This window comes from Escherichia sp. HH41S (genome assembly GCF_009820115.1).
GTDB lineage: Bacteria > Pseudomonadota > Gammaproteobacteria > Enterobacterales > Enterobacteriaceae > Escherichia > Escherichia coli_F.
In genome coordinates this window covers 136,618-159,527 of the sequence record NZ_VNXE01000016.1, presented here as the reverse complement: position 1 = coordinate 159,527, position 22,910 = coordinate 136,618, and the positions used below count along the sequence as shown (strand labels likewise).

Annotated in this window: 24 protein-coding genes and 1 tRNA gene; 15 read left to right on the top strand and 10 right to left on the bottom strand. The window is 50.7% G+C overall.

The features are described 5' to 3' along the window. Positions 1 to 90 precede the first annotated feature (90 nt). Together yjeM and epmA are read right to left on the bottom strand one after the other, a co-directional pair. The gene (gene yjeM, locus FQZ95_RS05135; RefSeq protein WP_160529947.1) at positions 91 to 1,593 is read right to left on the bottom strand and encodes a glutamate/gamma-aminobutyrate family transporter YjeM; all 1,503 of its coding nucleotides are present in this window, start codon (positions 1,591 to 1,593) and stop codon (positions 91 to 93) included. Between the two features lie 218 nt (positions 1,594 to 1,811). Continuing rightward, positions 1,812 to 2,789, bottom strand: a complete 978-nt coding sequence (gene epmA, locus FQZ95_RS05130) for an elongation factor P--(R)-beta-lysine ligase (RefSeq protein WP_000004771.1) — start codon at positions 2,787 to 2,789, stop codon at positions 1,812 to 1,814. A 324-nt stretch (positions 2,790 to 3,113) separates the two neighbouring features. Here epmA and frdA point away from each other — a divergent pair, with 324 nt between their 5' ends. The 6 genes from frdA (at position 3,114) to blc (ending at position 8,243) form a co-directional block, all read left to right on the top strand. Further along, positions 3,114 to 4,922 (top strand): fumarate reductase (quinol) flavoprotein subunit, encoded by a 1,809-nt coding sequence (gene frdA, locus FQZ95_RS05125; protein ID WP_001192973.1) that lies wholly within the window; start codon positions 3,114 to 3,116, stop codon positions 4,920 to 4,922. Next, a complete protein-coding gene (frdB, locus tag FQZ95_RS05120) occupies positions 4,915 to 5,649 on the top strand; it encodes a fumarate reductase iron-sulfur protein (RefSeq protein WP_000829498.1) in 735 nt (244 codons plus the stop codon). The genes frdA and frdB overlap by 8 nt, the downstream gene beginning before the upstream one ends. 10 nt (positions 5,650 to 5,659) lie before the next feature. Next, a complete protein-coding gene (frdC, locus tag FQZ95_RS05115) occupies positions 5,660 to 6,055 on the top strand; it encodes a fumarate reductase subunit FrdC (protein WP_000208757.1) in 396 nt (131 codons plus the stop codon). A 10-nt stretch (positions 6,056 to 6,065) separates the two neighbouring features. Beyond that, positions 6,066 to 6,425 (top strand): fumarate reductase subunit FrdD, encoded by a 360-nt coding sequence (frdD, locus tag FQZ95_RS05110; RefSeq protein ID WP_000609663.1) that lies wholly within the window; start codon positions 6,066 to 6,068, stop codon positions 6,423 to 6,425. Between the two features lie 62 nt (positions 6,426 to 6,487). Then, complete coding sequence (locus FQZ95_RS05105) at positions 6,488 to 7,621, top strand: BlaEC family class C beta-lactamase (protein WP_160529952.1); 1,134 nt, start codon at positions 6,488 to 6,490, stop codon at positions 7,619 to 7,621. A gap of 88 nt (positions 7,622 to 7,709) precedes the next feature. Then, on the top strand, positions 7,710 to 8,243 hold the full coding sequence (blc, locus tag FQZ95_RS05100) for a lipocalin Blc (protein WP_001238369.1): 534 nt from the start codon (positions 7,710 to 7,712) through the stop codon (positions 8,241 to 8,243). On the opposite strand, the gene sugE is transcribed toward blc, so the two are convergent. The 4 genes from sugE to efp form a co-directional block, all read right to left on the bottom strand. Then, the gene (sugE, locus tag FQZ95_RS05095) at positions 8,240 to 8,557 is read right to left on the bottom strand and encodes a quaternary ammonium compound efflux SMR transporter SugE (RefSeq protein ID WP_000118482.1); all 318 of its coding nucleotides are present in this window, start codon (positions 8,555 to 8,557) and stop codon (positions 8,240 to 8,242) included. The two genes, blc and sugE, sit on opposite strands and share 4 nt — an antisense overlap. 174 nt (positions 8,558 to 8,731) lie before the next feature. Beyond that, a complete protein-coding gene (gene ecnB / locus FQZ95_RS05090; RefSeq protein ID WP_000239596.1) occupies positions 8,732 to 8,878 on the bottom strand; it encodes a lipoprotein toxin entericidin B in 147 nt (48 codons plus the stop codon). Between the two features lie 110 nt (positions 8,879 to 8,988). After that, positions 8,989 to 9,114 carry a lipoprotein antitoxin entericidin A gene (ecnA, locus tag FQZ95_RS05085; RefSeq protein WP_000977757.1) on the bottom strand — a complete coding sequence of 42 codons (126 nt, stop codon included), beginning with the start codon at positions 9,112 to 9,114 and terminating at the stop codon, positions 8,989 to 8,991. 51 nt (positions 9,115 to 9,165) lie between these two features. Continuing rightward, on the bottom strand, positions 9,166 to 9,732 hold the full coding sequence (gene efp, locus FQZ95_RS05080; RefSeq protein WP_000257278.1) for an elongation factor P: 567 nt from the start codon (positions 9,730 to 9,732) through the stop codon (positions 9,166 to 9,168). Positions 9,733 to 9,773: 41 nt separating this feature from the next. Between efp and epmB the strand changes: the two genes are divergently transcribed. Together epmB and FQZ95_RS05070 are read left to right on the top strand one after the other, a co-directional pair. Beyond that, entirely contained in the window at positions 9,774 to 10,802 is a 1,029-nt protein-coding gene (epmB, locus tag FQZ95_RS05075) for an EF-P beta-lysylation protein EpmB (protein ID WP_000940518.1), read from the top strand. Positions 10,803 to 11,036: 234 nt separating this feature from the next. Further along, a complete protein-coding gene (locus FQZ95_RS05070; protein WP_160529946.1) occupies positions 11,037 to 11,906 on the top strand; it encodes a YjeJ family protein in 870 nt (289 codons plus the stop codon). 49 nt (positions 11,907 to 11,955) lie between these two features. Here FQZ95_RS05070 and FQZ95_RS05065 read toward each other — a convergent pair whose 3' ends face one another. The 3 genes from FQZ95_RS05065 to FQZ95_RS05055 all read right to left on the bottom strand — a co-directional run bounded on the left by FQZ95_RS05065 (position 11,956) and on the right by FQZ95_RS05055 (position 14,430). Next, positions 11,956 to 12,309, bottom strand: coding sequence for a DUF4156 domain-containing protein (locus tag FQZ95_RS05065; protein ID WP_000558209.1), 354 nt, complete (start codon positions 12,307 to 12,309; stop codon positions 11,956 to 11,958). Between the two features lie 137 nt (positions 12,310 to 12,446). Further along, a complete protein-coding gene (groL, locus tag FQZ95_RS05060) occupies positions 12,447 to 14,093 on the bottom strand; it encodes a chaperonin GroEL (protein WP_000729117.1) in 1,647 nt (548 codons plus the stop codon). A gap of 43 nt (positions 14,094 to 14,136) precedes the next feature. Next, positions 14,137 to 14,430, bottom strand: coding sequence for a co-chaperone GroES (locus tag FQZ95_RS05055; RefSeq protein ID WP_001026276.1), 294 nt, complete (start codon positions 14,428 to 14,430; stop codon positions 14,137 to 14,139). Between the two features lie 275 nt (positions 14,431 to 14,705). On the opposite strand from FQZ95_RS05055, the gene yjeH reads away from it, so the two are divergent. Then, positions 14,706 to 15,962: an L-methionine/branched-chain amino acid transporter gene (gene yjeH, locus FQZ95_RS05050; protein WP_088541571.1), complete on the top strand. Its 1,257-nt coding sequence runs from the start codon at positions 14,706 to 14,708 to the stop codon at positions 15,960 to 15,962. Positions 15,963 to 15,977: 15 nt separating this feature from the next. Here yjeH and FQZ95_RS05045 read toward each other — a convergent pair whose 3' ends face one another. Then, positions 15,978 to 16,454 carry an FxsA family protein gene (locus FQZ95_RS05045; protein ID WP_001267448.1) on the bottom strand — a complete coding sequence of 159 codons (477 nt, stop codon included), beginning with the start codon at positions 16,452 to 16,454 and terminating at the stop codon, positions 15,978 to 15,980. 336 nt (positions 16,455 to 16,790) lie between these two features. Between FQZ95_RS05045 and aspA the strand changes: the two genes are divergently transcribed. The 6 genes from aspA (at position 16,791) to FQZ95_RS05015 (ending at position 22,566) form a co-directional block, all read left to right on the top strand. Continuing rightward, positions 16,791 to 18,227, top strand: coding sequence for an aspartate ammonia-lyase (gene aspA, locus FQZ95_RS05040; RefSeq protein WP_000069437.1), 1,437 nt, complete (start codon positions 16,791 to 16,793; stop codon positions 18,225 to 18,227). A 117-nt stretch (positions 18,228 to 18,344) separates the two neighbouring features. Further along, positions 18,345 to 19,646 (top strand): anaerobic C4-dicarboxylate transporter DcuA, encoded by a 1,302-nt coding sequence (gene dcuA / locus FQZ95_RS05035; protein ID WP_000961959.1) that lies wholly within the window; start codon positions 18,345 to 18,347, stop codon positions 19,644 to 19,646. A gap of 114 nt (positions 19,647 to 19,760) precedes the next feature. After that, positions 19,761 to 20,099: a divalent cation tolerance protein CutA gene (cutA, locus tag FQZ95_RS05030; RefSeq protein WP_000883400.1), complete on the top strand. Its 339-nt coding sequence runs from the start codon at positions 19,761 to 19,763 to the stop codon at positions 20,097 to 20,099. Then, the gene (gene dsbD / locus FQZ95_RS05025) at positions 20,075 to 21,772 is read left to right on the top strand and encodes a protein-disulfide reductase DsbD (RefSeq protein ID WP_160529945.1); all 1,698 of its coding nucleotides are present in this window, start codon (positions 20,075 to 20,077) and stop codon (positions 21,770 to 21,772) included. Before cutA ends, dsbD begins: the two co-directional genes overlap by 25 nt. 36 nt (positions 21,773 to 21,808) lie before the next feature. Further along, positions 21,809 to 22,384 (top strand): transcriptional regulator, encoded by a 576-nt coding sequence (locus tag FQZ95_RS05020; RefSeq protein WP_001188520.1) that lies wholly within the window; start codon positions 21,809 to 21,811, stop codon positions 22,382 to 22,384. A 106-nt stretch (positions 22,385 to 22,490) separates the two neighbouring features. Beyond that, positions 22,491 to 22,566: transfer RNA gene (locus FQZ95_RS05015), tRNA-Phe, on the top strand. Positions 22,567 to 22,910: the final 344 nt, after the last annotated feature.

Here is a 22,910-nt window from a genome sequence, read left to right as displayed (position 1 = left end):
CCCGTAGTTTAATTTCGCTATAGCACATACGAAATCCCACTAATTCCCTGTCATTGCGCCCTATCGTCAGGCAGACGATAGGGCATCGGGTTATTCCACCGCCCACTGCGGATTTTTTGCCACTCTGCTGCAATAGTTCTGGTAAATCGCCATCGCTAACAGCGAGAAGAAGACAGGGCCGCCAATCATCCACAATGTGCTGTCCCAGTCTCCGGCTTCAACCACAGGCTGAATGATGGTGAACACGTTCGCAAATGTCACCACCAGTACGACAACCACTGTCGCAATCATTGCCGACATATGTGTTTTGAAAATCACAAACGGTCTGTCGAGATCCTGACGTGCTTTAAAGAACGGGAAAGCCAGTGCAAGGAACAGGTAAGGAAGCGTCATAGACACGTTCGCCATCAGCGTTAGCTTGTTAAAGAATGCCGATGCGGTGCCACCACCAAACGAAACCAGCAGGATGAAGACAGTAACCAACCCGCACTGCATCCACATCGCGATAGATGGCATGCCCATCGCATTCAGCCGCGTCATCGGTTCCGGCCACAACGCTTTCGGCGTCCCCTGGATGATAGCTTTCAACGGTGAATAGCAAAGCGTAAAGAACGCGCCAGTGTAAGCGAGGAACATCGAAAGTCCGGTAATACGCGCAAACCATACGCCCAGCGACAATGACGCTTCAGGTGACAAATGCAGTGCGTTACCCAGCGTCATCCCGAGGCTCTTCATCAGCACATAGGTAATATTGCCAAGGTTAACGGAACCATTACTTAATACCTGCTGCCAGTTTGTGCTGACGCCCCATAAAAATATTGCCAGCGAATAACCGATTGAAATAACAATAGCGGCAAAAACAATACCTTTGGCAAAGTTCTTTTCTGGATTTTCCGTTTTATCGACCAGACCACCAACCGCTTCAATTCCGCCATAGGCAAAAATAGCAAATACCACAAACGATAGCATCGCCAGACCGGACTGATAACCTGGATTCGGTGATGTCAGGAAATTAATATCCTGCGCGAAATGCCCACCATTTAATAACAAAATAGCAATGCTTACTAACAGCAATACTAAATTCAGGCACATTACTGCAATACCGCCCACCGCAGTAATGCGGGCAATTTTATTAATCCCTTTTGAAGCAACGACGGTGACCAGAATCATCCATGCCACTGCCAGCAGACCAACCACCTGCGTAGGTTCCAGTCCGGCAATACGCCAGTGCTGGGTCATGTCGCTACCGTAGAGAAATGTTGAGAACGGTACCCAAACTTTCGCGGAGGTGCTCACCATCCAGATGATATAAGAGGAAAACCACATAAACGTACCAATGAAGGCAAAACGGGGTCCGACACTATTATTCATCCAGGAATAGATACCGCCTTCTTCTTTGCGATACGCAGCGCCCATTTCAGCCATCATTAAGGCGAATGGAATAAAGAATAACAATGCAGAAAATATATAAAAGGGAATCGCACTATAACCCATTAAGTAATAAGCCGATGGGCTATTGGCAAATCCAAATACGGAAGTAAAGATCATCAATATGAGTCCTATCAGACTCATCTTTTTTATCGTGTGAGGCATGAAACCATCCTTCATTTCAGCGCGTGTATAAAACGCGCCCACTGAACTGCACCGCCCAACATTGAGCGGGCAGCGTAAAAACCAATACAGAATTGATACCTGGATGATATCAAATATCCAGTCTTAAATTGTGGCCTTTAGCGGAAAAATGAAAACATATGCTACAGAATGGCGCTCATCACGCCATTCTTCGCGGTTAATTCAGTAATTTTTCAGAATTATGCCCGGTCAACGCTAAAGGCGATGACTTCAGCCAGTGTCTCCGCGCCCAGCGCCAACATCACCAGACGATCAACGCCTAATGCCACGCCGGAACAGTCAGGCATACCGACTTTCAAGGCTTCAATAAGATTCTGGTCAATGGGGTGCTGCGGCAAACCGCGCGCCGCGCGCTTACGGTTATCTTGTTCAAAACGTTGTTGCTGCTCACGGGCATCCGTCAATTCATGGAAACCATTCGCCAGCTCAATACCTTTATAATAAACCTCAAAGCGTTCAGCGACCCGATGATCTTCGGTACTGATTTGCGCCAGTGATGCCTGGCTGGCCGGAAAGTGGTACACAAAGGTCGGTTTTTCTTTGCCAATATTTGGCTCTACGCCAAAGGTAAACAGCAGTTGTAGCAGCGTGTCGCGGTCTTCTTCGGTATCGGCAACGTTGCTCAAATCCAGTTTCGCTGCCACTTCCCGCAGTTGCGTTTTGTCGGCAGAGAGCGGGTCAATTTCCAGATAACGCAAGAAAGCTTGTTGATAAGAAAGACTTTCTGCTGCCGGGCAGTCAAGCACCTGTTGTAAGAGATCGTCCACCTCGTTCATCAACCGGTACATATCATAGTGCGGTCGATACCACTCCAGCATAGTGAATTCAGGGTTGTGATAACGCCCCATCTCTTCATTACGGAAGCTGCGACACAGCTGGAAAACCGGCCCACAACCGGCAACCAGCAGGCGTTTCATATGGTATTCCGGGCTGGTCATTAACCAGAGATTCATCCCCTGCGAATGCCCGGGGCCAACGAAACGCGTCTCAAACGGGACCAAATGAATATCGGTTACCGTCGCCTGGCTCATACAAGGCGTCTCCACCTCCAGCACTCCACGATCGGCAAAGAAACGACGGATCTCCGCCATAATCGCCGCGCGTTTTAATAAGTTAGGAATGGATGCGCTCGGCTGCCAGGATGCCGTTTCGCTCATAGTTAAATCTCCATTTTTTGACAAGGGCACGAAGTCTACTCGCAACGCGGCGGCGAGACAAATTTTACGCAGGTATCAATCAACGGTGGGCGGTGACTAAAAAAAGCACGATCTGATGGTTTAGTAATTAAATTAATCATCTTCAGTGATAATTTAGCCCTCTTGCGCACTAAAAAAATCGATCTCGTCAAATTTCAGACTTATCCATCAGACTATACTGTTGTACCTATAAAGGAGCAGTGGAATAGCGTTCGCAGACCGTAACTTTCAGGCACTTACCCTGAAGTACGGGGCTGTGGGATAAAAACAATCTGGAGGAATGTCGTGCAAACCTTTCAAGCCGATCTTGCCATTGTAGGCGCCGGTGGCGCGGGATTACGTGCTGCAATTGCTGCCGCGCAGGCAAATCCAAATGCAAAAATCGCACTAATCTCAAAAGTATACCCTATGCGTAGCCATACCGTAGCTGCAGAAGGGGGCTCCGCCGCTGTCGCGCAGGATCATGACAGCTTCGAATATCACTTTCACGATACAGTAGCGGGTGGCGACTGGTTGTGTGAGCAGGATGTCGTGGATTATTTCGTCCACCACTGCCCAACCGAAATGACCCAACTGGAACTGTGGGGATGCCCATGGAGCCGTCGCCCGGATGGTAGCGTCAACGTACGTCGCTTCGGCGGCATGAAAATCGAGCGTACCTGGTTCGCCGCCGATAAGACCGGCTTCCATATGCTGCACACGCTGTTCCAGACCTCTCTGCAATTCCCGCAGATCCAGCGTTTTGACGAGCACTTCGTACTGGATATTCTGGTTGATGATGGTCATGTTCGCGGCCTGGTGGCAATGAACATGATGGAAGGCACGCTGGTGCAGATCCGCGCTAACGCGGTCGTTATGGCTACCGGCGGTGCGGGTCGCGTTTATCGTTACAACACCAACGGCGGTATCGTTACCGGTGACGGTATGGGTATGGCGCTAAGCCACGGCGTTCCGCTGCGTGACATGGAATTCGTTCAGTATCACCCAACCGGTCTGCCAGGTTCCGGTATCTTGATGACCGAAGGCTGCCGCGGTGAAGGCGGTATTCTGGTCAACAAAAATGGCTACCGTTATCTGCAAGATTACGGCATGGGCCCGGAAACTCCGCTGGGCGAGCCGAAAAACAAATATATGGAACTGGGTCCACGCGACAAAGTTTCTCAGGCCTTCTGGCACGAATGGCGTAAAGGCAACACCATCTCCACGCCGCGTGGCGATGTGGTTTATCTCGACCTGCGTCACCTCGGCGAGAAAAAACTGCATGAACGTCTGCCGTTCATCTGCGAACTGGCGAAAGCGTACGTTGGCGTCGATCCGGTTAAAGAACCGATTCCGGTACGTCCGACCGCGCACTACACCATGGGCGGTATCGAAACCGATCAGAACTGTGAAACCCGCATTAAAGGTCTGTTCGCCGTGGGTGAATGTTCCTCTGTTGGTCTGCACGGTGCAAACCGTCTGGGCTCCAACTCCCTGGCGGAACTGGTGGTCTTCGGTCGTCTGGCCGGTGAACAAGCGACAGAACGTGCAGCAACTGCCGGTAATGGCAACGAAGCGGCAATTGAAGCGCAGGCAGCTGGCGTTGAACAACGTCTGAAAGATCTGGTTAACCAGGATGGCGGCGAAAACTGGGCGAAGATCCGCGACGAAATGGGCCTGGCAATGGAAGAAGGTTGCGGTATCTACCGTACGCCGGAACTGATGCAGAAAACCATCGACAAGCTGGCTGAGCTGCAGGAACGCTTCAAGCGCGTGCGCATCACCGACACCTCCAGCGTGTTCAACACCGACCTGCTCTACACCATTGAACTGGGTCACGGTCTGAACGTTGCTGAATGTATGGCGCACTCCGCAATGGCACGTAAAGAGTCCCGCGGCGCGCACCAGCGTCTGGACGAAGGTTGCACCGAGCGTGACGACGTCAACTTCCTCAAACACACCCTCGCCTTCCGCGATGCTGATGGCACAACTCGCCTGGAGTACAGCGACGTGAAGATTACTACGCTGCCGCCAGCTAAACGCGTTTACGGTGGCGAAGCGGATGCAGCCGATAAGGCGGAAGCAGCCAATAAGAAGGAGAAGGCGAATGGCTGAGATGAAAAACCTGAAAATTGAGGTGGTGCGCTATAACCCGGAAGTCGATACCGCACCGCATAGCGCATTCTATGAAGTGCCTTATGACGCAACTACCTCATTACTGGATGCGCTGGGCTACATCAAAGACAACCTGGCACCGGACCTGAGCTACCGCTGGTCCTGCCGTATGGCGATTTGTGGTTCCTGCGGCATGATGGTTAACAACGTGCCAAAACTGGCATGCAAAACCTTCCTGCGTGACTACACCGACGGTATGAAGGTTGAAGCGTTAGCTAACTTCCCGATTGAACGCGATCTGGTGGTCGATATGACTCACTTTATCGAAAGTCTGGAAGCGATCAAACCGTACATCATCGGCAACTCCCGCACCGCGGATCAGGGTACTAACATCCAGACCCCGGCGCAGATGGCGAAGTATCACCAGTTCTCCGGTTGCATCAACTGTGGTCTGTGCTACGCCGCGTGCCCGCAGTTTGGCCTGAACCCAGAGTTCATCGGCCCGGCTGCCATTACGCTGGCGCATCGTTATAACGAAGATAGCCGCGACCACGGTAAGAAGGAGCGTATGGCACAGTTGAACAGCCAGAACGGCGTATGGAGCTGTACTTTCGTGGGCTACTGCTCCGAAGTCTGCCCGAAACACGTCGATCCGGCTGCGGCCATTCAGCAGGGCAAAGTAGAAAGTTCGAAAGACTTTCTTATCGCGACCCTGAAACCACGCTAAGGAGTGCAACATGACGACTAAACGTAAACCGTATGTACGGCCAATGACGTCCACCTGGTGGAAAAAATTGCCGTTTTATCGCTTTTACATGCTGCGCGAAGGCACGGCAGTTCCGGCTGTGTGGTTCAGCATTGAACTGATTTTCGGGCTGTTTGCCTTGAAAAATGGCCCGGAAGCCTGGGCGGGATTCGTCGACTTTTTACAAAACCCGGTTATCGTGATCATTAACCTGATCACTCTGGCAGCAGCTCTGCTGCACACCAAAACCTGGTTTGAGCTGGCACCGAAAGCGGCCAATATCATTGTAAAAGACGAAAAAATGGGACCAGAGCCAATTATCAAAAGTCTCTGGGCGGTAACCGTGGTTGCCACCATCGTAATCCTGTTTGTTGCCCTGTACTGGTAAGGAGCCTGAGATGATTAATCCAAATCCAAAGCGTTCTGACGAACCGGTATTCTGGGGCCTCTTCGGGGCCGGTGGTATGTGGAGCGCAATTATTGCGCCGGTGATGATCCTGCTGGTGGGTATTCTGCTGCCGCTGGGGCTGTTTCCGGGTGATGCGCTGAGCTACGAGCGCGTTCTGGCGTTCGCGCAAAGCTTCATTGGTCGCGTATTCCTGTTCCTGATGATCGTTCTGCCACTGTGGTGTGGTTTACACCGTATGCACCACGCGATGCACGATCTGAAAATCCACGTGCCTGCAGGCAAATGGGTTTTCTACGGTCTGGCTGCTATCCTGACAGTTGTCACGCTGATTGGTGTCGTTACAATCTAACGCATCGCCAATGTAAATCCGGCCCGCCTATGGCGGGCCGTTTTGTATGGAAACCAGACGCTATGTTCAAAACGACGCTCTGCGCCTTATTAATTACCGCCTCTTGCTCCGCACTTTCCGCCCCGCAACAGCTCAACGAGATTGTGCATCGCACAATTACCCCGCTTATAGAGCAACAAAAGATCCCCGGTATGGCGGTGGCGGTGATTTATCAGGGCAAACCTTATTACTTTACCTGGGGCTATGCGGACGTAGATAAAAAGCAGCCCGTCACGCAGCAAACGCTGTTTGAGTTAGGCTCGGTCAGCAAAACATTTACGGGCGTGCTTGGTGGCGACGCTATTGCGCGAGGGGAAATCAACCTAAGCGATCCCGCAACAAAATACTGGCCTGAACTTACCACTAAACAGTGGAATGGGATCACACTATTACATCTTGCGACCTACACCGCTGGCGGCCTGCCATTACAGGTGCCGGATGACGTTAAATCCTCAAGCGACTTGCTGCGCTTCTATCAAAACTGGCAGCCTGAATGGGCTTCAGGAACACAACGTTTGTATGCCAACGCCAGTATCGGTTTGTTCGGCGCACTGGCTGTGAAGCCGTCTGGTTTAAGTTTTGAGCAGACGATGCAAACTCGTGTCTTCCAGCCTCTCAAACTCAACCATACGTGGATTAATGTGCCGCCCGCAGAAGAAAAGCATTACGCCTGGGGATATCGCGAAGGTAAGGCAGTGCATGTTTCGCCAGGAGCATTAGATGCTGAAGCTTATGGTGTGAAGTCGACAATTGAAGATATGGCCCGCTGGGTGCAAAGCAATTTAAAACCCCTTGATATCACTGAGAAAACGCTTCAACAAGGGATACAACTGGCACAATCTCGCTACTGGCAAACCGGCGATATGTATCAGGGCCTGGGCTGGGAAATGCTGGACTGGCCGGTAAATCCTGACATCATCATTAACGGCAGTGACAATAAAATTGCACTGGCAGCACGCCCCGTAAAAGCGATTACGCCCCCAACTCCTGCAGTGCGCGCATCATGGGTACATAAAACGGGGGCGACCGGCGGATTTGGTAGCTATGTCGCGTTTATTCCAGAAAAAGAGCTGGGCATTGTGATGCTGGCTAACAAAAACTATCCCAATCCAGCGAGAGTTGCCGCCGCCTGGCAGATTCTCAACGCTCTACAGTAAAATTTCATCGGGTCCGAATTTTCGGACCTTTTCTCCGCTTTTCCTTGCTGTCATCTACACTTAGAAAAAAACCAGTAAGGAAACATTTATGCGCCTGCTCCCTCTCGTTGCCGCAGCGACAGCTGCATTTCTGGTCGTTGCCTGCAGTTCTCCTACGCCGCCGCGTGGCGTGACAGTAGTGAATAATTTCGACGCCAAACGTTATCTCGGTACCTGGTATGAGATTGCCCGTTTTGATCACCGCTTTGAACGTGGACTGGAAAAAGTCACCGCAACATACAGCCTACGAGATGACGGCGGCCTGAATGTCATTAATAAAGGCTATAACCCTGACAGAGAAATGTGGCAGCAGAGTGAAGGGAAAGCGTACTTTACCGGCGCGCCTACCCGCGCTGCGCTGAAAGTGTCATTCTTTGGTCCTTTCTATGGCGGTTATAACGTTATTGCACTCGATCGGGAATACCGCCATGCGCTGGTTTGCGGCCCGGACCGCGACTACCTGTGGATACTCTCCCGCACGCCAACCATTTCTGACGAAGTGAAACAGGAGATGCTGGCAGTCGCGACCCGGGAAGGGTTTGATGTCAGTAAGTTTATTTGGGTACAGCAGCCCGGTAGTTAGTGAGTGCTAAGTTTCAGGCCAATAATCCCCAATACGATTAACGCCAGACTCGCCAGGCGCATCGGATTAGCGGACTCACCGAGCAGCACAATGCCGGTGATAGCCGCGCCGACTGCGCCAATCCCCGTCCACACAGCATAAGCCGTCCCCACCGGTAACGATTTCATCGCCCAGGCAAGTAACGCCATACTGACAATCATCGCCGTCACGGTAATAACACTTGGCGTCAAACGACTAAAGCCGTGGGTATATTTCAGGCCAACGGCCCATACCACTTCCAGCAGACCAGCAATAACTAAGATAATCCAGGACATATCAGGCTCCGGAGAATTGGGGCCGTCCCCGGTGAAAAGATGCGTTTGCAGGTCGTCCTGCAAAGCTAATGGTTGAACGGGTATTTTGCCAGGTGGCAGGGGAATTTCAACTATTACCTTAATGACTATCGCAAAAAAACAAACGGCACGACACAGCTGTCGTACCGTTATTGCTTATTGCTGTGCTTTTGTTGCTGCACCAGAAATCGCGTTACCGCCATCAGAGATATCTTCACCAACGCCACGCGTGGTGTTGCAAGCAGTTAATACTGTTGAAAGCACCAGAACAGAAAAGATCGCTGCAATTGTCTTCTTCACCATAACGTCTTCCTTTTAGGTAATGTTATTTATGTTTGCCTATAGCAAATTAATAATAGACAACATCGCCAAAAATGATGGAAATCTGATGATTTTTCGGAAGAGAAGAAAAATTAGCTGGCAGCGCGGGAGATGGAGTTGCCGAGATGTTTGATATCTTCACCGAAACCGCGAGCAGTGTTACAGCCCGTGAGCAGCGTGCTGGCAAGCAAAACAAGAACGATAAGGCGTTTCATCATCTCTGACCTGAATAAGTGATGGTGCAGCCTGCAGGCCGCACCACCACCGCATTACTTCACGCGAGAGACGTATTCACCAGAGCGGGTATCCACTTTGATGACTTCGCCGATTTGTACGAACAGCGGAACTTTAACCACAGCGCCAGTAGACAGGGTAGCCGGTTTGCCGCCAGTACCTGCGGTATCACCTTTCAGGCCCGGATCGGTATCCACGATTTCCAGTTCAACGAAGTTCGGCGGAGTAACGGAGATCGGCTGACCATTCCACAGAGTTACGATACACTCTGCCTGATCCAGCAACCATTTGGCGTTGTCGCCAATTGCTTTTGCATCAGCAGACAGCTGCTCGAAAGTTTCGTTGTTCATGAAGTGCCAGAACTCACCGTCGTTGTACAGGTAAGTCAGGTTCATATCGACAACATCAGCGCCTTCAGCGGAATCAGTAGATTTGAAGGTTTTTTCTACGCGAGTACCGGTCAGCAGACGACGCAGTTTAACGCGAGCAAATGCCTGGCCTTTACCCGGTTTTACGAATTCACTCGCTTCAACCGCGTAAGGTTCGCCGTCTAACATGATTTTAAGACCAGCACGAAAATCGTTGCTATAGTACGTTGCCATAAGGCCCTCTGAAATTTGTTAATTGGTAGCTAAGCCACAAAATGGCGCATATTGTAACCCTAAATACCCCATCCAGAGAAGATTGGTTAACGCAACTTGCCGATGTTGTGACCGATCCTGATGAACTTCTGCGTCTTTTGAATATAGACGCGGACGAAAAACTGTTGGCCGGACGCAGCGCCAAAAAGCTGTTTGCCCTGCGTGTGCCCCGCTCATTTATCGATCGCATGGAGAAAGGCAATCCGGACGATCCACTTTTGCGTCAGGTACTTACCTCGCAAGATGAGTTTGTCGTCGCGCCCGGATTCTCCACCGACCCACTGGAAGAACAGCACAGCGTAGTGCCAGGTTTGTTGCATAAATACCACAACCGGGCGCTTTTGCTGGTCAAAGGCGGCTGCGCGGTAAATTGCCGCTATTGCTTCCGTCGCCATTTCCCGTATGCCGAAAATCAGGGCAACAAGCGTAACTGGCAGACTGCACTTGAGTATGTTGCTGCGCATCCGGAACTGGACGAGATGATTTTCTCCGGCGGCGATCCGCTGATGGCGAAAGATCACGAGCTGGACTGGTTGCTTACACAACTGGAAGCCATCCCGCATATCAAACGTCTGCGGATTCACAGCCGTCTGCCGATTGTGATCCCGGCACGCATCACAGATGCGCTGGTTGAACGCTTTTCACATTCTACGCTGCAAATCTTGCTGGTGAATCACATCAACCATGCCAATGAGGTAGATGAAACATTCCGCCAGGCGATGGCTAAGTTGCGCCGGGTAGGCGTTACTTTGCTGAACCAGAGCGTTCTGTTACGTGGTGTGAACGATAACGCACAAACGCTGGCAAACCTGAGTAATGCGTTGTTCGATGCGGGCGTGATGCCGTATTACCTGCATGTGCTCGATAAAGTACAGGGCGCGGCGCATTTTATGGTGAGTGATGACGAAGCACGGCAGATTATGCGTGAGCTGCTGACGCTGGTATCTGGATATATGGTGCCGAAACTGGCGCGCGAGATTGGCGGCGAACCCAGTAAAACGCCGCTGGATCTCCAGCTACGCCAGCAGTAACTGATTAAACAGGGAAGTTTAATCTTTGCACGTTGCATAACCTTTAATTATTCATATATATTGCTGTTATTACTTTTTATATAACCAACACCAATAATTAACCTTTCTTTTCTGTTTATATAGAGTGAGCACGGCTATTTATGTTATTTTAACAACTATTACTACCAAGCCCATTTATCTGGCTTATAAATTAAAATTAATTATTTAATTGAGAAATGGTTAGGGAGAACCTACATGGCCATAAGCATCAAGGGAGTTAATACCGGTGTTATTCGCAAGAGTAATAATTTCATTGCACTGGCGCTGAAAATTAAAGAGCCTCGCAATAAAGAATCGTTGTTCTTTATGTCTGTCATGGAACTGCGCGACCTGCTGATTGCGCTGGAAAGCCGTCTGCATCAAAAGCATAAACTGGATGCTGATGCACGTCTTCAGTATGAGCAGACTCGCGATAAAGTTATTAAGAAAATGGCAGAAAATACCCCAGAAATTCTGGTTGATGAGCTTAAAAATGCCGATATTAATCGCCGAGTTAATATGCTGGAACTTACCGATAATCAGGGCGAAAATCTTAGCTTCGTATTAACGTTACATGACGGTAGCAAATGTGAGTTAGTCGTCAATGAGTTGCAGATTGAAATGCTGGCGCGAGCAATCATTCATGCAATTAATAATGCGGAAATGCGCGAACTGGCATTACGTATTACATCACTCTTAGATTTCCTGCCGTTATACGACGTTGACTGCCAGGACAATGGCAATCTGGAATATGACACCTATTCCCAACCGGAATGGAAACATAACTTGTTCAACCATTATCTGGCAGTGCTTTATCGCTTTAAAGATGAAAATGGCAAAGAGCAATTTAGCGGCGCGGTGGTGAAAACGCGTGAAGCAACGCCGGGTAAAGAAGTGGAGGCGATCACTCGCCGAATGCTTGATTTCAGCCCCAGACTGAAAAAACTCGCGGGTGTGCCATGTCAGGTCTATGTTCGCACCGTAGCGGCAAATAACACCCAACCGCTAACCCAGGATCAATGCTTACGCGCGCTGCATCACTTACGTGTTCAGTCCATCAGCAAAAGTGCACCACAAGCGAAATAATCTCATCTTTGCTAATGCGAGGCTGGAGTCATCCAGCCTCTGAATCACATCAATTCGGGCACTTATATACCTGGCCGATAATCTGGCTATCCGTCGGGACAAAACTGGACAACATTCCCTGCGACGGGCTGCTGATACCATAAATCACGTTACCACCCATTGCCGCTGCCTGGTTGCGCAGATCGTTTGCCGCACCACGCATAGAACCGCCTTCTTCACCGTGTTGCCCGGAAAGCCAGTTACTTTGCTTACCTGTCGCAGTACCAATCAGCTGGCACTCTGCGCCTGGCTGCTCGTCCACAATGCGTACACTCTGACCGGCAGCACTCAATTCGTTGCTGGAGCTACAACCCGCCATCAGTAGCGCGGCACCGACAATCCCTGCTAAGTATTTTACGTGCATGTTATTCCCCATAATCAATGAGCTGGACGCCACTCGCGTCGTCCGTGTCTGAATCTTATACTAGAAAGATGACCAAAAGAAAAACCCCCAGACATTTCTGCCCGGGGGTTTGTTTATTTCTGCGAGGTGCAGGGCAATTACATCATGCCGCCCATGCCACCCATGCCGCCCATACCGCCAGCAGCGCCTAAGTCAGCTGCATCGTTTTTCGGCAGGTCGGTAACCATGCACTCGGTGGTGATCATCAGACCAGCCACAGAAGCCGCGTACTGCAGAGCAGAGCGGGTTACTTTGGTTGGGTCCAGGATACCCATGTCGATCATGTTGCCGTATTCTTCGGTTGCTGCGTTGTAACCGTAGTTGCCGTCGCCGCCTTTAACGGTGTTAGCAACAACAGACGGTTCTTCGCCGCAGTTCAGGACGATCTGACGCAGCGGAGCTTCCATTGCACGCAGTGCAACTTTGATACCTACGTTCTGGTCTTCGTTCTGACCACGCAGGTCTGCCAGTTTAGACGCTACGCGGATCAGCGCAACACCACCACCAGCAACCACGCCTTCTTCTACCGCAGCACGGGTCGCGTGCAGGGCGTCTTCAACGCGTGCTTTTTTCTCTTTCATTTCAACTTCGGTAGCAGCACCAACTTTGATAACTGCAACGCCGCCTGCCAGTTTCGCTACGCGCTCCTGCAGTTTTTCACGGTCGTAGTCAGAAGTTGCTTCTTCAATCTGCTGACGGATCTGAGCAACACGGCCCTGGATTGCAGCTTCTTCACCCACGCCATCAATGATAGTGGTGGTGTCTTTGTTGATCACAACACGTTTAGCCTGACCCAGGTCTTCCAGGGTTGCTTTTTCCAGCTCCATACCGATCTCTTCAGAGATCACGGTACCGCCAGTCAGGGTTGCGATATCCTGCAGCATAGCTTTACGACGATCGCCGAAGCCCGGAGCTTTAACCGCAGCAACTTTCACGATGCCACGCATGGTGTTAACAACCAGAGTTGCCAGCGCTTCGCCTTCAACATCTTCAGCGATGATCAGCAGCGGTTTACCTGCTTTTGCAACGGCTTCCAGAACCGGCAGCATTTCACGGATGTTGGAGATTTTCTTGTCAGCCAGCAGGATGAACGGGCTTTCCAGTTCTACTGCGCCAGTTTCCGGCTTGTTGATGAAGTAAGGAGACAGGTAGCCACGGTCGAACTGCATACCTTCAACCACATCCAGTTCATCCTGCAGACCGGTACCGTCTTCAACGGTGATAACGCCTTCTTTACCGACTTTGTCCATCGCTTCAGCGATCAGTTTACCTACGGTTTCGTCGGAGTTAGCGGAGATGGTACCAACCTGAGCAATCGCTTTAGAGTCAGAGCACGGTACGGACAGCGCTTTCAGTTCTTCAACTGCAGCGGTAACAGCTTTGTCGATACCACGTTTCAGGTCCATCGGGTTCATGCCCGCAGCAACAGCTTTCAGGCCTTCAGTGATGATAGCCTGAGCCAGTACGGTTGCGGTGGTGGTACCGTCGCCTGCAGCGTCGTTCGCTTTAGAGGCAACTTCTTTCACCATCTGCGCACCCATGTTTTCGAACTTGTCTTCCAGTTCGATTTCACGAGCAACGGAAACACCATCTTTGGTGATGGTCGGTGCACCGAAAGATTTATCCAGAACTACGTTACGGCCTTTCGGACCGAGGGTAACTTTCACTGCATCTGCCAGTACGTTTACGCCGCGCAGCATTTTCACACGAGCGTCGTTACCGAATTTTACGTCTTTAGCTGCCATTATCTTTATTCCTTAAATTCGTATGTTCAGTGTCGTGCGCGGATTACGCTTCAACAATTGCCAGAATGTCGCTTTCGGACATGATCAACACTTCTTCATTGTCGATCTTCTCAGATTTCACACCGTAGCCATCGTTGAAAATAACGATGTCGCCAACTTTCACGTCCAGCGGCTTCACTTCGCCATTTTCAAGGATACGGCCATTGCCGACAGCCAGCACTTCGCCACGGGTAGATTTAGCCGCTGCAGAGCCGGTCAGAACGATGCCGCCAGCAGATTTAGTTTCAACTTCTTTACGCTTGACGATCACGCGATCATGCAATGGACGAATATTCATTGATAACTCTCCTTTGAGAAAGTCCGTATCTGTTATGGGTGACGCCGGACCTTACGTGGTTTCCCGGCTGGTGACCAGAGAAATGGGGGTGAGGCTTCGCCCCTTCAAGGGGGAAAATGAAAAAAAATTCTGATCAGCACAAAATCGGGTGAAAACACTGATTCACCTCACATTTCATCGCAATTTATTCATCGCCGTCATAAGCGAATCTGATTGTGCTACCATCGAAAATCTACGCAGTTGCCCAAGATTTGGGCGCAATCGGACATCAACCCATGAGTGGACTCAAACAAGAACTGGGGCTGGCCCAGGGCATCGGCCTGCTATCGACGTCATTATTAGGCACTGGCGTGTTTGCCGTTCCTGCGTTAGCTGCACTGGTAGCAGGCAATACCAGCCTGTGGGCGTGGCCCGTTTTGATTATCTTAGTGTTCCCGATTGCAATTGTGTTTGCGATTCTGGGTCGCCACTATCCCAGTGCAGGCGGCGTCGCACACTTCGTCGGTATGGCGTTTGGTTCGCGGCTTGAGCGAGTCACCGGCTGGTTATTTTTATCGGTCATTCCCGTGGGTTTGCCTGCCGCGCTACAAATTGCTGCCGGGTTCGGCCAGGCGATGTTTGGCTGGCATAGCTGGCAACTGTTGTTAGCAGAACTCGGTACGCTGGCGCTGGTGTGGTATATCGGTACTCGCGGTGCCAGTTCCAGTGCTAATCTACAAACAGTTATTGCCGGACTTATCGTCGCGCTGATTGTCGCTATCTGGTGGGCGGGCGATATCAAACCTGCGAATATCCCCTTCCCTGCACCTAGTAATATCGAACTTACCGGGTTATTTGCTGCGTTATCAGTGATGTTCTGGTGCTTTGTCGGTCTGGAAGCATTTGCCCATCTTGCCTCGGAATTTAAAAATCCAGAGCGTGATTTTCCTCGTGCTTTGATGATTGGTCTGCTGCTGGCAGGATTAGTCTACTGGGGCTGTACGGTAGTCGTCTTACACTTCGACGCCTATGGTGAACAAATGGCGGCAGCAGCATCGCTTCCAAAAATTGTAGTGCAACTGTTCGGTGTAGGAGCGTTATGGATTGCCTGCGTGATTGGCTATCTGGCCTGCTTTGCCAGTCTCAACATTTATATACAGAGCTTCGCCCGCCTGGTCTGGTCGCAGGCGCAACATAATCCTGACCACTACCTGGCACGCCTCTCTTCTCGTCATATCCCGAATAATGCCCTCAATGCGGTGCTCGGCTGCTGCGTGGTGAGCACGTTGGTGATTCATGCTTTAGAGATCAATCTGGACGCACTTATTATTTATGCCAATGGCATCTTTATTATGATTTATCTGTTATGCATGCTGGCAGGCTGTAAATTATTGCAAGGACGTTATCGGCTACTGGCGGTGGTTGGCGGGCTGTTATGCGTTCTGTTACTGGCAATGGTCGGCTGGAAAAGTCTCTATGCGCTGATCATGCTGGCGGGGTTATGGCTGTTTCTGCCAAAACGAAAAACGCCGGAAAATGGCATAACCACATAATCCGGCGTTTTGGCATTAATCCTGGCGATCGTCTTTATGATCAAGGCGGTCGCGCTCATCATCCTTTCGCTGGTACTCACCATCAAAAGTATTACCGCCACCGGTCCCGGCGCTAAAACCGCCGCCTGGCATGCGAGAAAAGCGCAAATGCGGCATCAACTTCACTGTCAGATGCTTTTGCACCGGCGGTAATAAAAGCAGAAGACCGAGGAAGTCGGTGAAAAAGCCCGGTAATAAAAGCAGCAAACCGGCAATGATCAGCGAAACACTTTTAATCATCTCCGCCGCTGGGTTTTCACCTGCCGCCATTTTTTGCTGCATCAGCACGAAATTCTTAAAGCCCTGGTTACGTACCAGTGACATACCAATAACTGACGTGAATATAACCAGCACGAGGGTCAGCAATACCCCCAATACATGGGCAACCTGAATAAAGATTGAAATCTCAATATAGACATAAAGGAAAATGGCAATAAAAGGTAACCAGCGCAAAGGTTTCTCCTGTAATAGCAGCCGGTTAAACCCGGCTACCTGAATGGGTTGCGAATCGCGTTTAGCTTATATTGTGGTCATTAGCAAAATTTCAAGATGTTTGCGCAACTATTTTTGGTAGTAATCCCAAAGCGGTGATCTATTTCACAAATTAATAATTAAGGGGTAAAAACCGACACTTAAAGTGATCCAGATTACGGTAGAAATCCTCAAGCAGCATATGATCTCGGGTATTCGGTCGATGCAGGGGATAATCGTCGGTCGAAAAACATTCGAAACCACATATATTCTGTGTGTTTAAAGCAAATCATTGGCAGCTTGAAAAAGAAGGTTCACATGTCAAACAACATTCGTATCGAAGAAGATCTGTTGGGTACCAGGGAAGTTCCAGCTGATGCCTACTATGGTGTTCACACTCTGAGAGCGATTGAAAACTTCTATATCAGCAACAACAAAATCAGTGATATTCCTGAATTTGTTCGCGGTATGGTAATGGTTAAAAAAGCCGCAGCTATGGCAAACAAAGAGCTGCAAACCATTCCTAAAAGTGTAGCGAATGCCATCATTGCCGCATGTGATGAAGTCCTGAACAACGGAAAATGCATGGATCAGTTCCCGGTAGACGTCTACCAGGGCGGCGCAGGTACTTCCGTAAACATGAACACCAACGAAGTGCTGGCCAATATCGGTCTGGAACTGATGGGTCACCAGAAAGGTGAATATCAGTACCTGAACCCGAACGACCATGTTAACAAATGTCAGTCCACTAACGACGCCTACCCGACCGGTTTCCGTATCGCAGTTTACTCTTCCCTGATTAAGCTGGTAGATGCGATTAACCAACTGCGTGAAGGCTTTGAACGTAAAGCTGTCGAATTCCAGGACATCCTGAAAATGGGTCGTACCCAGCTGCAGGACGCAGTACCGATGACCCTCGGTCAGGAATTCCGCGCTTTCAGCATCCTGCTGAAAGAAGAAGTGAAAAATATCCAACGTACCGCTGAACTGCTGCTGGAAGTTAACCTTGGCGCAACAGCAATCGGTACTGGTCTGAACACGCCGAAAGAGTACTCTCCGCTGGCAGTGAAAAAACTGGCTGAAGTCACTGGCTTCCCATGCGTACCGGCTGAAGACCTGATCGAAGCGACCTCTGACTGCGGCGCTTATGTTATGGTTCACGGCGCGCTGAAACGCCTGGCTGTGAAGATGTCCAAAATCTGTAACGACCTGCGCTTGCTCTCTTCTGGTCCACGTGCCGGCCTGAACGAGATCAACCTGCCGGAACTGCAGGCGGGCTCTTCCATCATGCCAGCTAAAGTAAACCCGGTTGTTCCGGAAGTGGTTAACCAGGTATGCTTCAAAGTCATCGGTAACGACACCACTGTTACCATGGCAGCAGAAGCAGGTCAGCTGCAGTTGAACGTTATGGAGCCGGTCATTGGCCAGGCTATGTTCGAATCCGTTCACATTCTGACCAACGCTTGCTACAACCTGCTGGAAAAATGCATTAACGGCATCACTGCTAACAAAGAAGTGTGCGAAGGTTACGTTTACAACTCTATCGGTATCGTTACTTACCTGAACCCGTTCATCGGTCACCACAACGGTGACATCGTGGGTAAAATCTGTGCCGAAACCGGTAAGAGTGTACGTGAAGTCGTTCTGGAACGCGGTCTGTTGACTGAAGCGGAACTTGACGATATTTTCTCCGTACAGAATCTGATGCACCCGGCTTACAAAGCAAAACGCTATACTGATGAAAGCGAACAGTAATCGTACAGGGTAGTACAAATAAAGAAGGCACGTCAGATGACGTGCCTTTTTTCTTGTGAGCAGTAACTTAAAAATAACAATCTAATATCAACTTGTTAAAAAACAAGGAAGGCTAATATGCTAGTTGTAGAACTTATCATAGTTTTGCTGGCGATCTTCTTGGGCGCCAGATTGGGGGGAATAGGTATTGGTTTTGCAGGCGGATTGGGGGTGCTGGTTCTTGCCGCTATTGGCGTTAAACCCGGTAACATCCCGTTCGATGTCATTTCCATTATCATGGCGGTTATCGCCGCTATTTCTGCCATGCAGGTTGCTGGCGGTCTGGACTATCTGGTTCATCAGACAGAAAAGCTGCTGCGCCGTAACCCGAAATACATCACGATCCTCGCACCGATCGTGACCTATTTCCTGACTATCTTTGCTGGTACTGGCAACATCTCTCTGGCGACACTGCCTGTTATCGCTGAAGTTGCGAAGGAACAAGGCGTTAAACCTTGCCGTCCGCTGTCTACTGCAGTGGTATCCGCGCAGATTGCGATCACCGCATCGCCAATCTCAGCAGCAGTGGTTTACATGTCTTCCGTGATGGAAGGTCATGGCATCAGCTACCTCCATCTGCTCTCCGTGGTCATCCCGTCCACCCTGCTGGCGGTTCTGGTGATGTCCTTCCTGGTCACTATGCTGTTCAACTCCAAACTCTCTGACGATCCGATTTATCGCAAGCGTCTGGAAGAGGGCCTGGTTGAACTGCGCGGTGAAAAGCAGATTGAAATCAAATCCGGTGCAAAAACGTCCGTCTGGCTGTTCCTGCTGGGCGTAGTTGGCGTTGTTATCTATGCAATCATCAACAGCCCAAGCATGGGTCTGGTTGAAAAACCGCTGATGAACACCACCAACGCAATCCTGATCATCATGCTCAGCGTTGCAACTCTGACCACCGTTATCTGTAAAGTCGATACCGACAACATCCTCAACTCCAGCACCTTCAAAGCAGGTATGAGCGCCTGTATTTGTATCCTAGGTGTTGCGTGGCTGGGCGATACTTTCGTTTCCAACAACATCGACTGGATCAAAGATACCGCTGGTGAAGTGATTCAGGGTCATCCGTGGCTGCTGGCCGTCATCTTCTTCTTTGCTTCTGCTCTGCTGTACTCTCAGGCTGCAACCGCAAAAGCACTGATGCCGATGGCTCTGGCACTGAACGTTTCTCCGCTGACCGCTGTTGCTTCTTTCGCTGCGGTGTCTGGTCTGTTCATTCTGCCGACCTACCCGACGCTGGTTGCTGCGGTACAGATGGATGACACGGGTACTACCCGTATCGGTAAATTCGTCTTCAACCATCCGTTCTTCATCCCAGGTACTCTGGGTGTTGCCCTGGCCGTTTGCTTCGGCTTCGTGCTGGGTAGCTTCATGCTGTAATGACCAATCGCGGGGCTTCAGGCCCCGCTTTCTTTCCCGCCGACTAACATCCTTCCCCCGTCCGTTGTATAGTGACCTCTCTCTTGCGGTTCCATCTGTTCTTGCGAGGTGTTTATGCTTGATGAAAAAAGTTCGAATACCGCGTCTGTCGTGGTGCTATGTACGGCACCGGATGAAGCGACAGCCCAGGATTTAGCCGCCAAAGTGCTGGCGGAAAAACTGGCGGCCTGCGCGACCTTGATCCCCGGCGCGACCTCTCTCTATTACTGGGAAGGTAAGCTGGAGCAAGAATACGAAGTGCAGATGATTTTAAAAACTACCGTATCTCACCAGCAGGCACTGCTGGAATGCCTGAAGTCTCATCATCCATATCAAACCCCGGAACTTCTGGTTTTACCTGTTACACACGGAGACACAGATTACCTCTCATGGCTCAACGCATCTTTACGCTGATCCTGCTACTTTGCAGCACTTCCGTTTTTGCCGGATTATTCGACGCGCCGGGACGTTCACAATTTGTCCCCGCGGATCAAGCCTTTGCTTTTGATTTTCAGCAAAACCAACATGACCTGAATCTGACCTGGCAGATCAAAGACGGTTACTACCTCTACCGTAAACAGGTCCGCATTACGCCGGAACACGCGAAAATTGCCGACGTGCAGCTGCCGCAAGGCGTCTGGCATGAAGATGAGTTTTACGGCAAAAGCGAGATTTACCGCGATCGGCTGACGCTTCCCGTAACCATCAACCAGGCGAGTGCGGGAGCGACGTTAACTGTCACCTACCAGGGCTGTGCTGATGCTGGTTTCTGTTATCCGCCAGAAACCAAAACCGTTCCGTTAAGCGAAATGGTCGCCAACAACGCAGCGCTACAGCCTGCATCTGTTCCGCAGCAAGAGCAGCACGCCGCGCAATTGCCCTTTTCCGCGCTCTGGGCGTTGTTGATCGGTATTGGTATCGCCTTTACGCCATGCGTGCTGCCAATGTACCCACTGATTTCTGGCATCGTGCTGGGCGGTAAACAGCGGCTCTCCACTGCCAGAGCATTGTTGCTGACCTTTATTTATGTGCAGGGGATGGCGCTGACTTACACGGCACTGGGTCTGGTGGTTGCCGCCGCAGGGTTACAGTTCCAGGCGGCGCTACAGCACCCATACGTGCTCATTGGCCTCGCTATCGTCTTTACCTTGCTGGCGATGTCAATGTTTGGCTTGTTTACCCTGCAACTCCCCTCTTCGCTGCAAACGCGCCTCACGCTGATGAGCAATCGCCAACAGGGCGGCTCACCTGGCGGTGTGTTTGTTATGGGGGCGATTGCCGGACTGATCTGTTCACCATGCACCACCGCACCGCTTAGCGCGATTCTGCTGTATATCGCCCAAAGCGGGAACATGTGGCTGGGCGGCGGCACGCTTTATCTCTATGCGTTGGGCATGGGCCTGCCGCTGATGCTAATTACCGTCTTTGGTAACCGCTTGCTGCCGAAAAGCGGCCCGTGGATGGAACAAGTCAAAACCGCGTTTGGTTTTGTGATCCTCGCACTGCCGGTCTTCCTGCTGGAGCGAGTGATTGGTGATATATGGGGATTACGCTTGTGGTCGGCGCTTGGTGTCGCATTCTTTGGCTGGGCCTTTATCACCAGCCTACAGGCCAAACGCGGCTGGATGAGCGTAGTGCAAATAATTCTGCTGGCATCAGCATTGGTTAGCGTGCGCCCACTTCAGGATTGGGCATTTGGTGCGACGCATACCGCGCAAACTCAGACGCATCTCAACTTTACACAAATCAAAACGGTAGATGAGTTAAATCAGGCGCTCGTTGAAGCCAAAGGCAAACCAGTGATGTTAGATCTCTATGCTGACTGGTGCGTCGCCTGTAAAGAGTTCGAGAAATACACCTTCAGCGACCCTCAGGTGCAAAAAGCTTTAGCAGACACGGTCTTACTTCAGGCCAACGTCACTGCCAACGACGCCCAAGATGTGGCGCTGTTAAAACATCTCAATGTCCTTGGCCTACCGACAATTCTCTTTTTTGACGGACAAGGCCAGGAGCATCCACAAGCACGCGTCACGGGCTTTATGGATGCTGAAACCTTCAGCGCACATTTGCGCGATCGCCAACCGTGAACGACACTTGCAGTGGGAAAGACGGAGGAAAATAGCGTGCAACGTGAAGATGTACTGGGAGAAGCCCTGAAATTATTAGAATTACAAGGGATTGCCAACACCACGCTGGAGATGGTTGCTGAACGTGTGGATTATCCACTGGACGAGCTACGCCGCTTCTGGCCAGACAAAGAGGCAATCCTCTATGATGCGCTGCGCTATCTTAGCCAACAGATAGATGTCTGGCGTCGTCAGCTGATGCTGGACGAAACGCAAACCGCCGAACAAAAGCTGCTGGCGCGTTATCAGGCGCTATCGGAGTGCGTTAAAAACAACCGCTATCCGGGCTGTCTGTTTATCGCTGCCTGTACGTTTTATCCCGATCCTGGCCACCCTATTCATCAACTGGCCGATCAGCAAAAAAGCGCGGCCTACGATTTCACCCACGAACTGTTAACCACACTGGAAGTTGACGATCCGGCGATGGTAGCGAAGCAGATGGAACTGGTGCTGGAAGGATGCCTGAGCCGGATGCTGGTGAATCGAAGCCAGGCGGATGTCGACACCGCCCACCGGCTGGCGGAAGATATCCTGCGCTTCGCCCGCTGCCGCCAGGGTGGCGCACTGACCTGACAGAAACACAGAAAAGAAGCGATTTGCCGCAATCTTAAGCAGTTGAATCGCTTTTACTGAAATTAGGTTGACGAGATGTGCAGATTACGGTTTAATGCGCCCCGTTGCCCGGATAGCTCAGTCGGTAGAGCAGGGGATTGAAAATCCCCGTGTCCTTGGTTCGATTCCGAGTCCGGGCACCAAATTCATATAAACGGACCTCCACGGAGGTCCGTTTTTCGTTTCAGGACGCCATGTGATTTAAGCGTTCTGCCTTCAAATCATTTCTAACAATCTCAACCAAATTTTCCCACATCGCCAGCATGTTGCGGGTATACCCCAGCTCTGGGAAATTTATCCCTAAGCTATGAATGACTCTCACGAAATGTCGTGCGGCTGCGTGATGCAGTTGAAAATCAAATGATGTCATCAAGAGCTTAACGGTATCGTTGCCGATGACATATATAAAGCACAACCTCGGGCAGAACGCCGACTGATGAGATTTTCTGAATGAGAACAAAGAGAAATGTATCAGTCCGCTTGCTCA

Coding starts and splice junctions, on each gene's coding strand:
- ecnB (WP_000239596.1), bottom strand. CDS start 8,878: ATGGTGAAGAAGACAATTGCAGCGATCTTTTCTGTTCTGGTGCTTTCA.
- FQZ95_RS05065 (WP_000558209.1), bottom strand. CDS start 12,309: ATGCACGTAAAATACTTAGCAGGGATTGTCGGTGCCGCGCTACTGATG.
- frdD (WP_000609663.1), top strand. CDS start 6,066: ATGATTAATCCAAATCCAAAGCGTTCTGACGAACCGGTATTCTGGGGC.
- groL (WP_000729117.1), bottom strand. CDS start 14,093: ATGGCAGCTAAAGACGTAAAATTCGGTAACGACGCTCGTGTGAAAATG.
- efp (WP_000257278.1), bottom strand. CDS start 9,732: ATGGCAACGTACTATAGCAACGATTTTCGTGCTGGTCTTAAAATCATG.
- FQZ95_RS05070 (WP_160529946.1), top strand. CDS start 11,037: ATGGCCATAAGCATCAAGGGAGTTAATACCGGTGTTATTCGCAAGAGT.
- dcuA (WP_000961959.1), top strand. CDS start 18,345: ATGCTAGTTGTAGAACTTATCATAGTTTTGCTGGCGATCTTCTTGGGC.
- ecnA (WP_000977757.1), bottom strand. CDS start 9,114: ATGATGAAACGCCTTATCGTTCTTGTTTTGCTTGCCAGCACGCTGCTC.
- yjeM (WP_160529947.1), bottom strand. CDS start 1,593: ATGCCTCACACGATAAAAAAGATGAGTCTGATAGGACTCATATTGATG.
- aspA (WP_000069437.1), top strand. CDS start 16,791: ATGTCAAACAACATTCGTATCGAAGAAGATCTGTTGGGTACCAGGGAA.
- FQZ95_RS05105 (WP_160529952.1), top strand. CDS start 6,488: ATGTTCAAAACGACGCTCTGCGCCTTATTAATTACCGCCTCTTGCTCC.
- epmB (WP_000940518.1), top strand. CDS start 9,774: ATGGCGCATATTGTAACCCTAAATACCCCATCCAGAGAAGATTGGTTA.
- dsbD (WP_160529945.1), top strand. CDS start 20,075: ATGGCTCAACGCATCTTTACGCTGATCCTGCTACTTTGCAGCACTTCC.
- FQZ95_RS05055 (WP_001026276.1), bottom strand. CDS start 14,430: ATGAATATTCGTCCATTGCATGATCGCGTGATCGTCAAGCGTAAAGAA.
- yjeH (WP_088541571.1), top strand. CDS start 14,706: ATGAGTGGACTCAAACAAGAACTGGGGCTGGCCCAGGGCATCGGCCTG.
- blc (WP_001238369.1), top strand. CDS start 7,710: ATGCGCCTGCTCCCTCTCGTTGCCGCAGCGACAGCTGCATTTCTGGTC.
- sugE (WP_000118482.1), bottom strand. CDS start 8,557: ATGTCCTGGATTATCTTAGTTATTGCTGGTCTGCTGGAAGTGGTATGG.
- frdC (WP_000208757.1), top strand. CDS start 5,660: ATGACGACTAAACGTAAACCGTATGTACGGCCAATGACGTCCACCTGG.
- epmA (WP_000004771.1), bottom strand. CDS start 2,789: ATGAGCGAAACGGCATCCTGGCAGCCGAGCGCATCCATTCCTAACTTA.
- frdB (WP_000829498.1), top strand. CDS start 4,915: ATGGCTGAGATGAAAAACCTGAAAATTGAGGTGGTGCGCTATAACCCG.
- cutA (WP_000883400.1), top strand. CDS start 19,761: ATGCTTGATGAAAAAAGTTCGAATACCGCGTCTGTCGTGGTGCTATGT.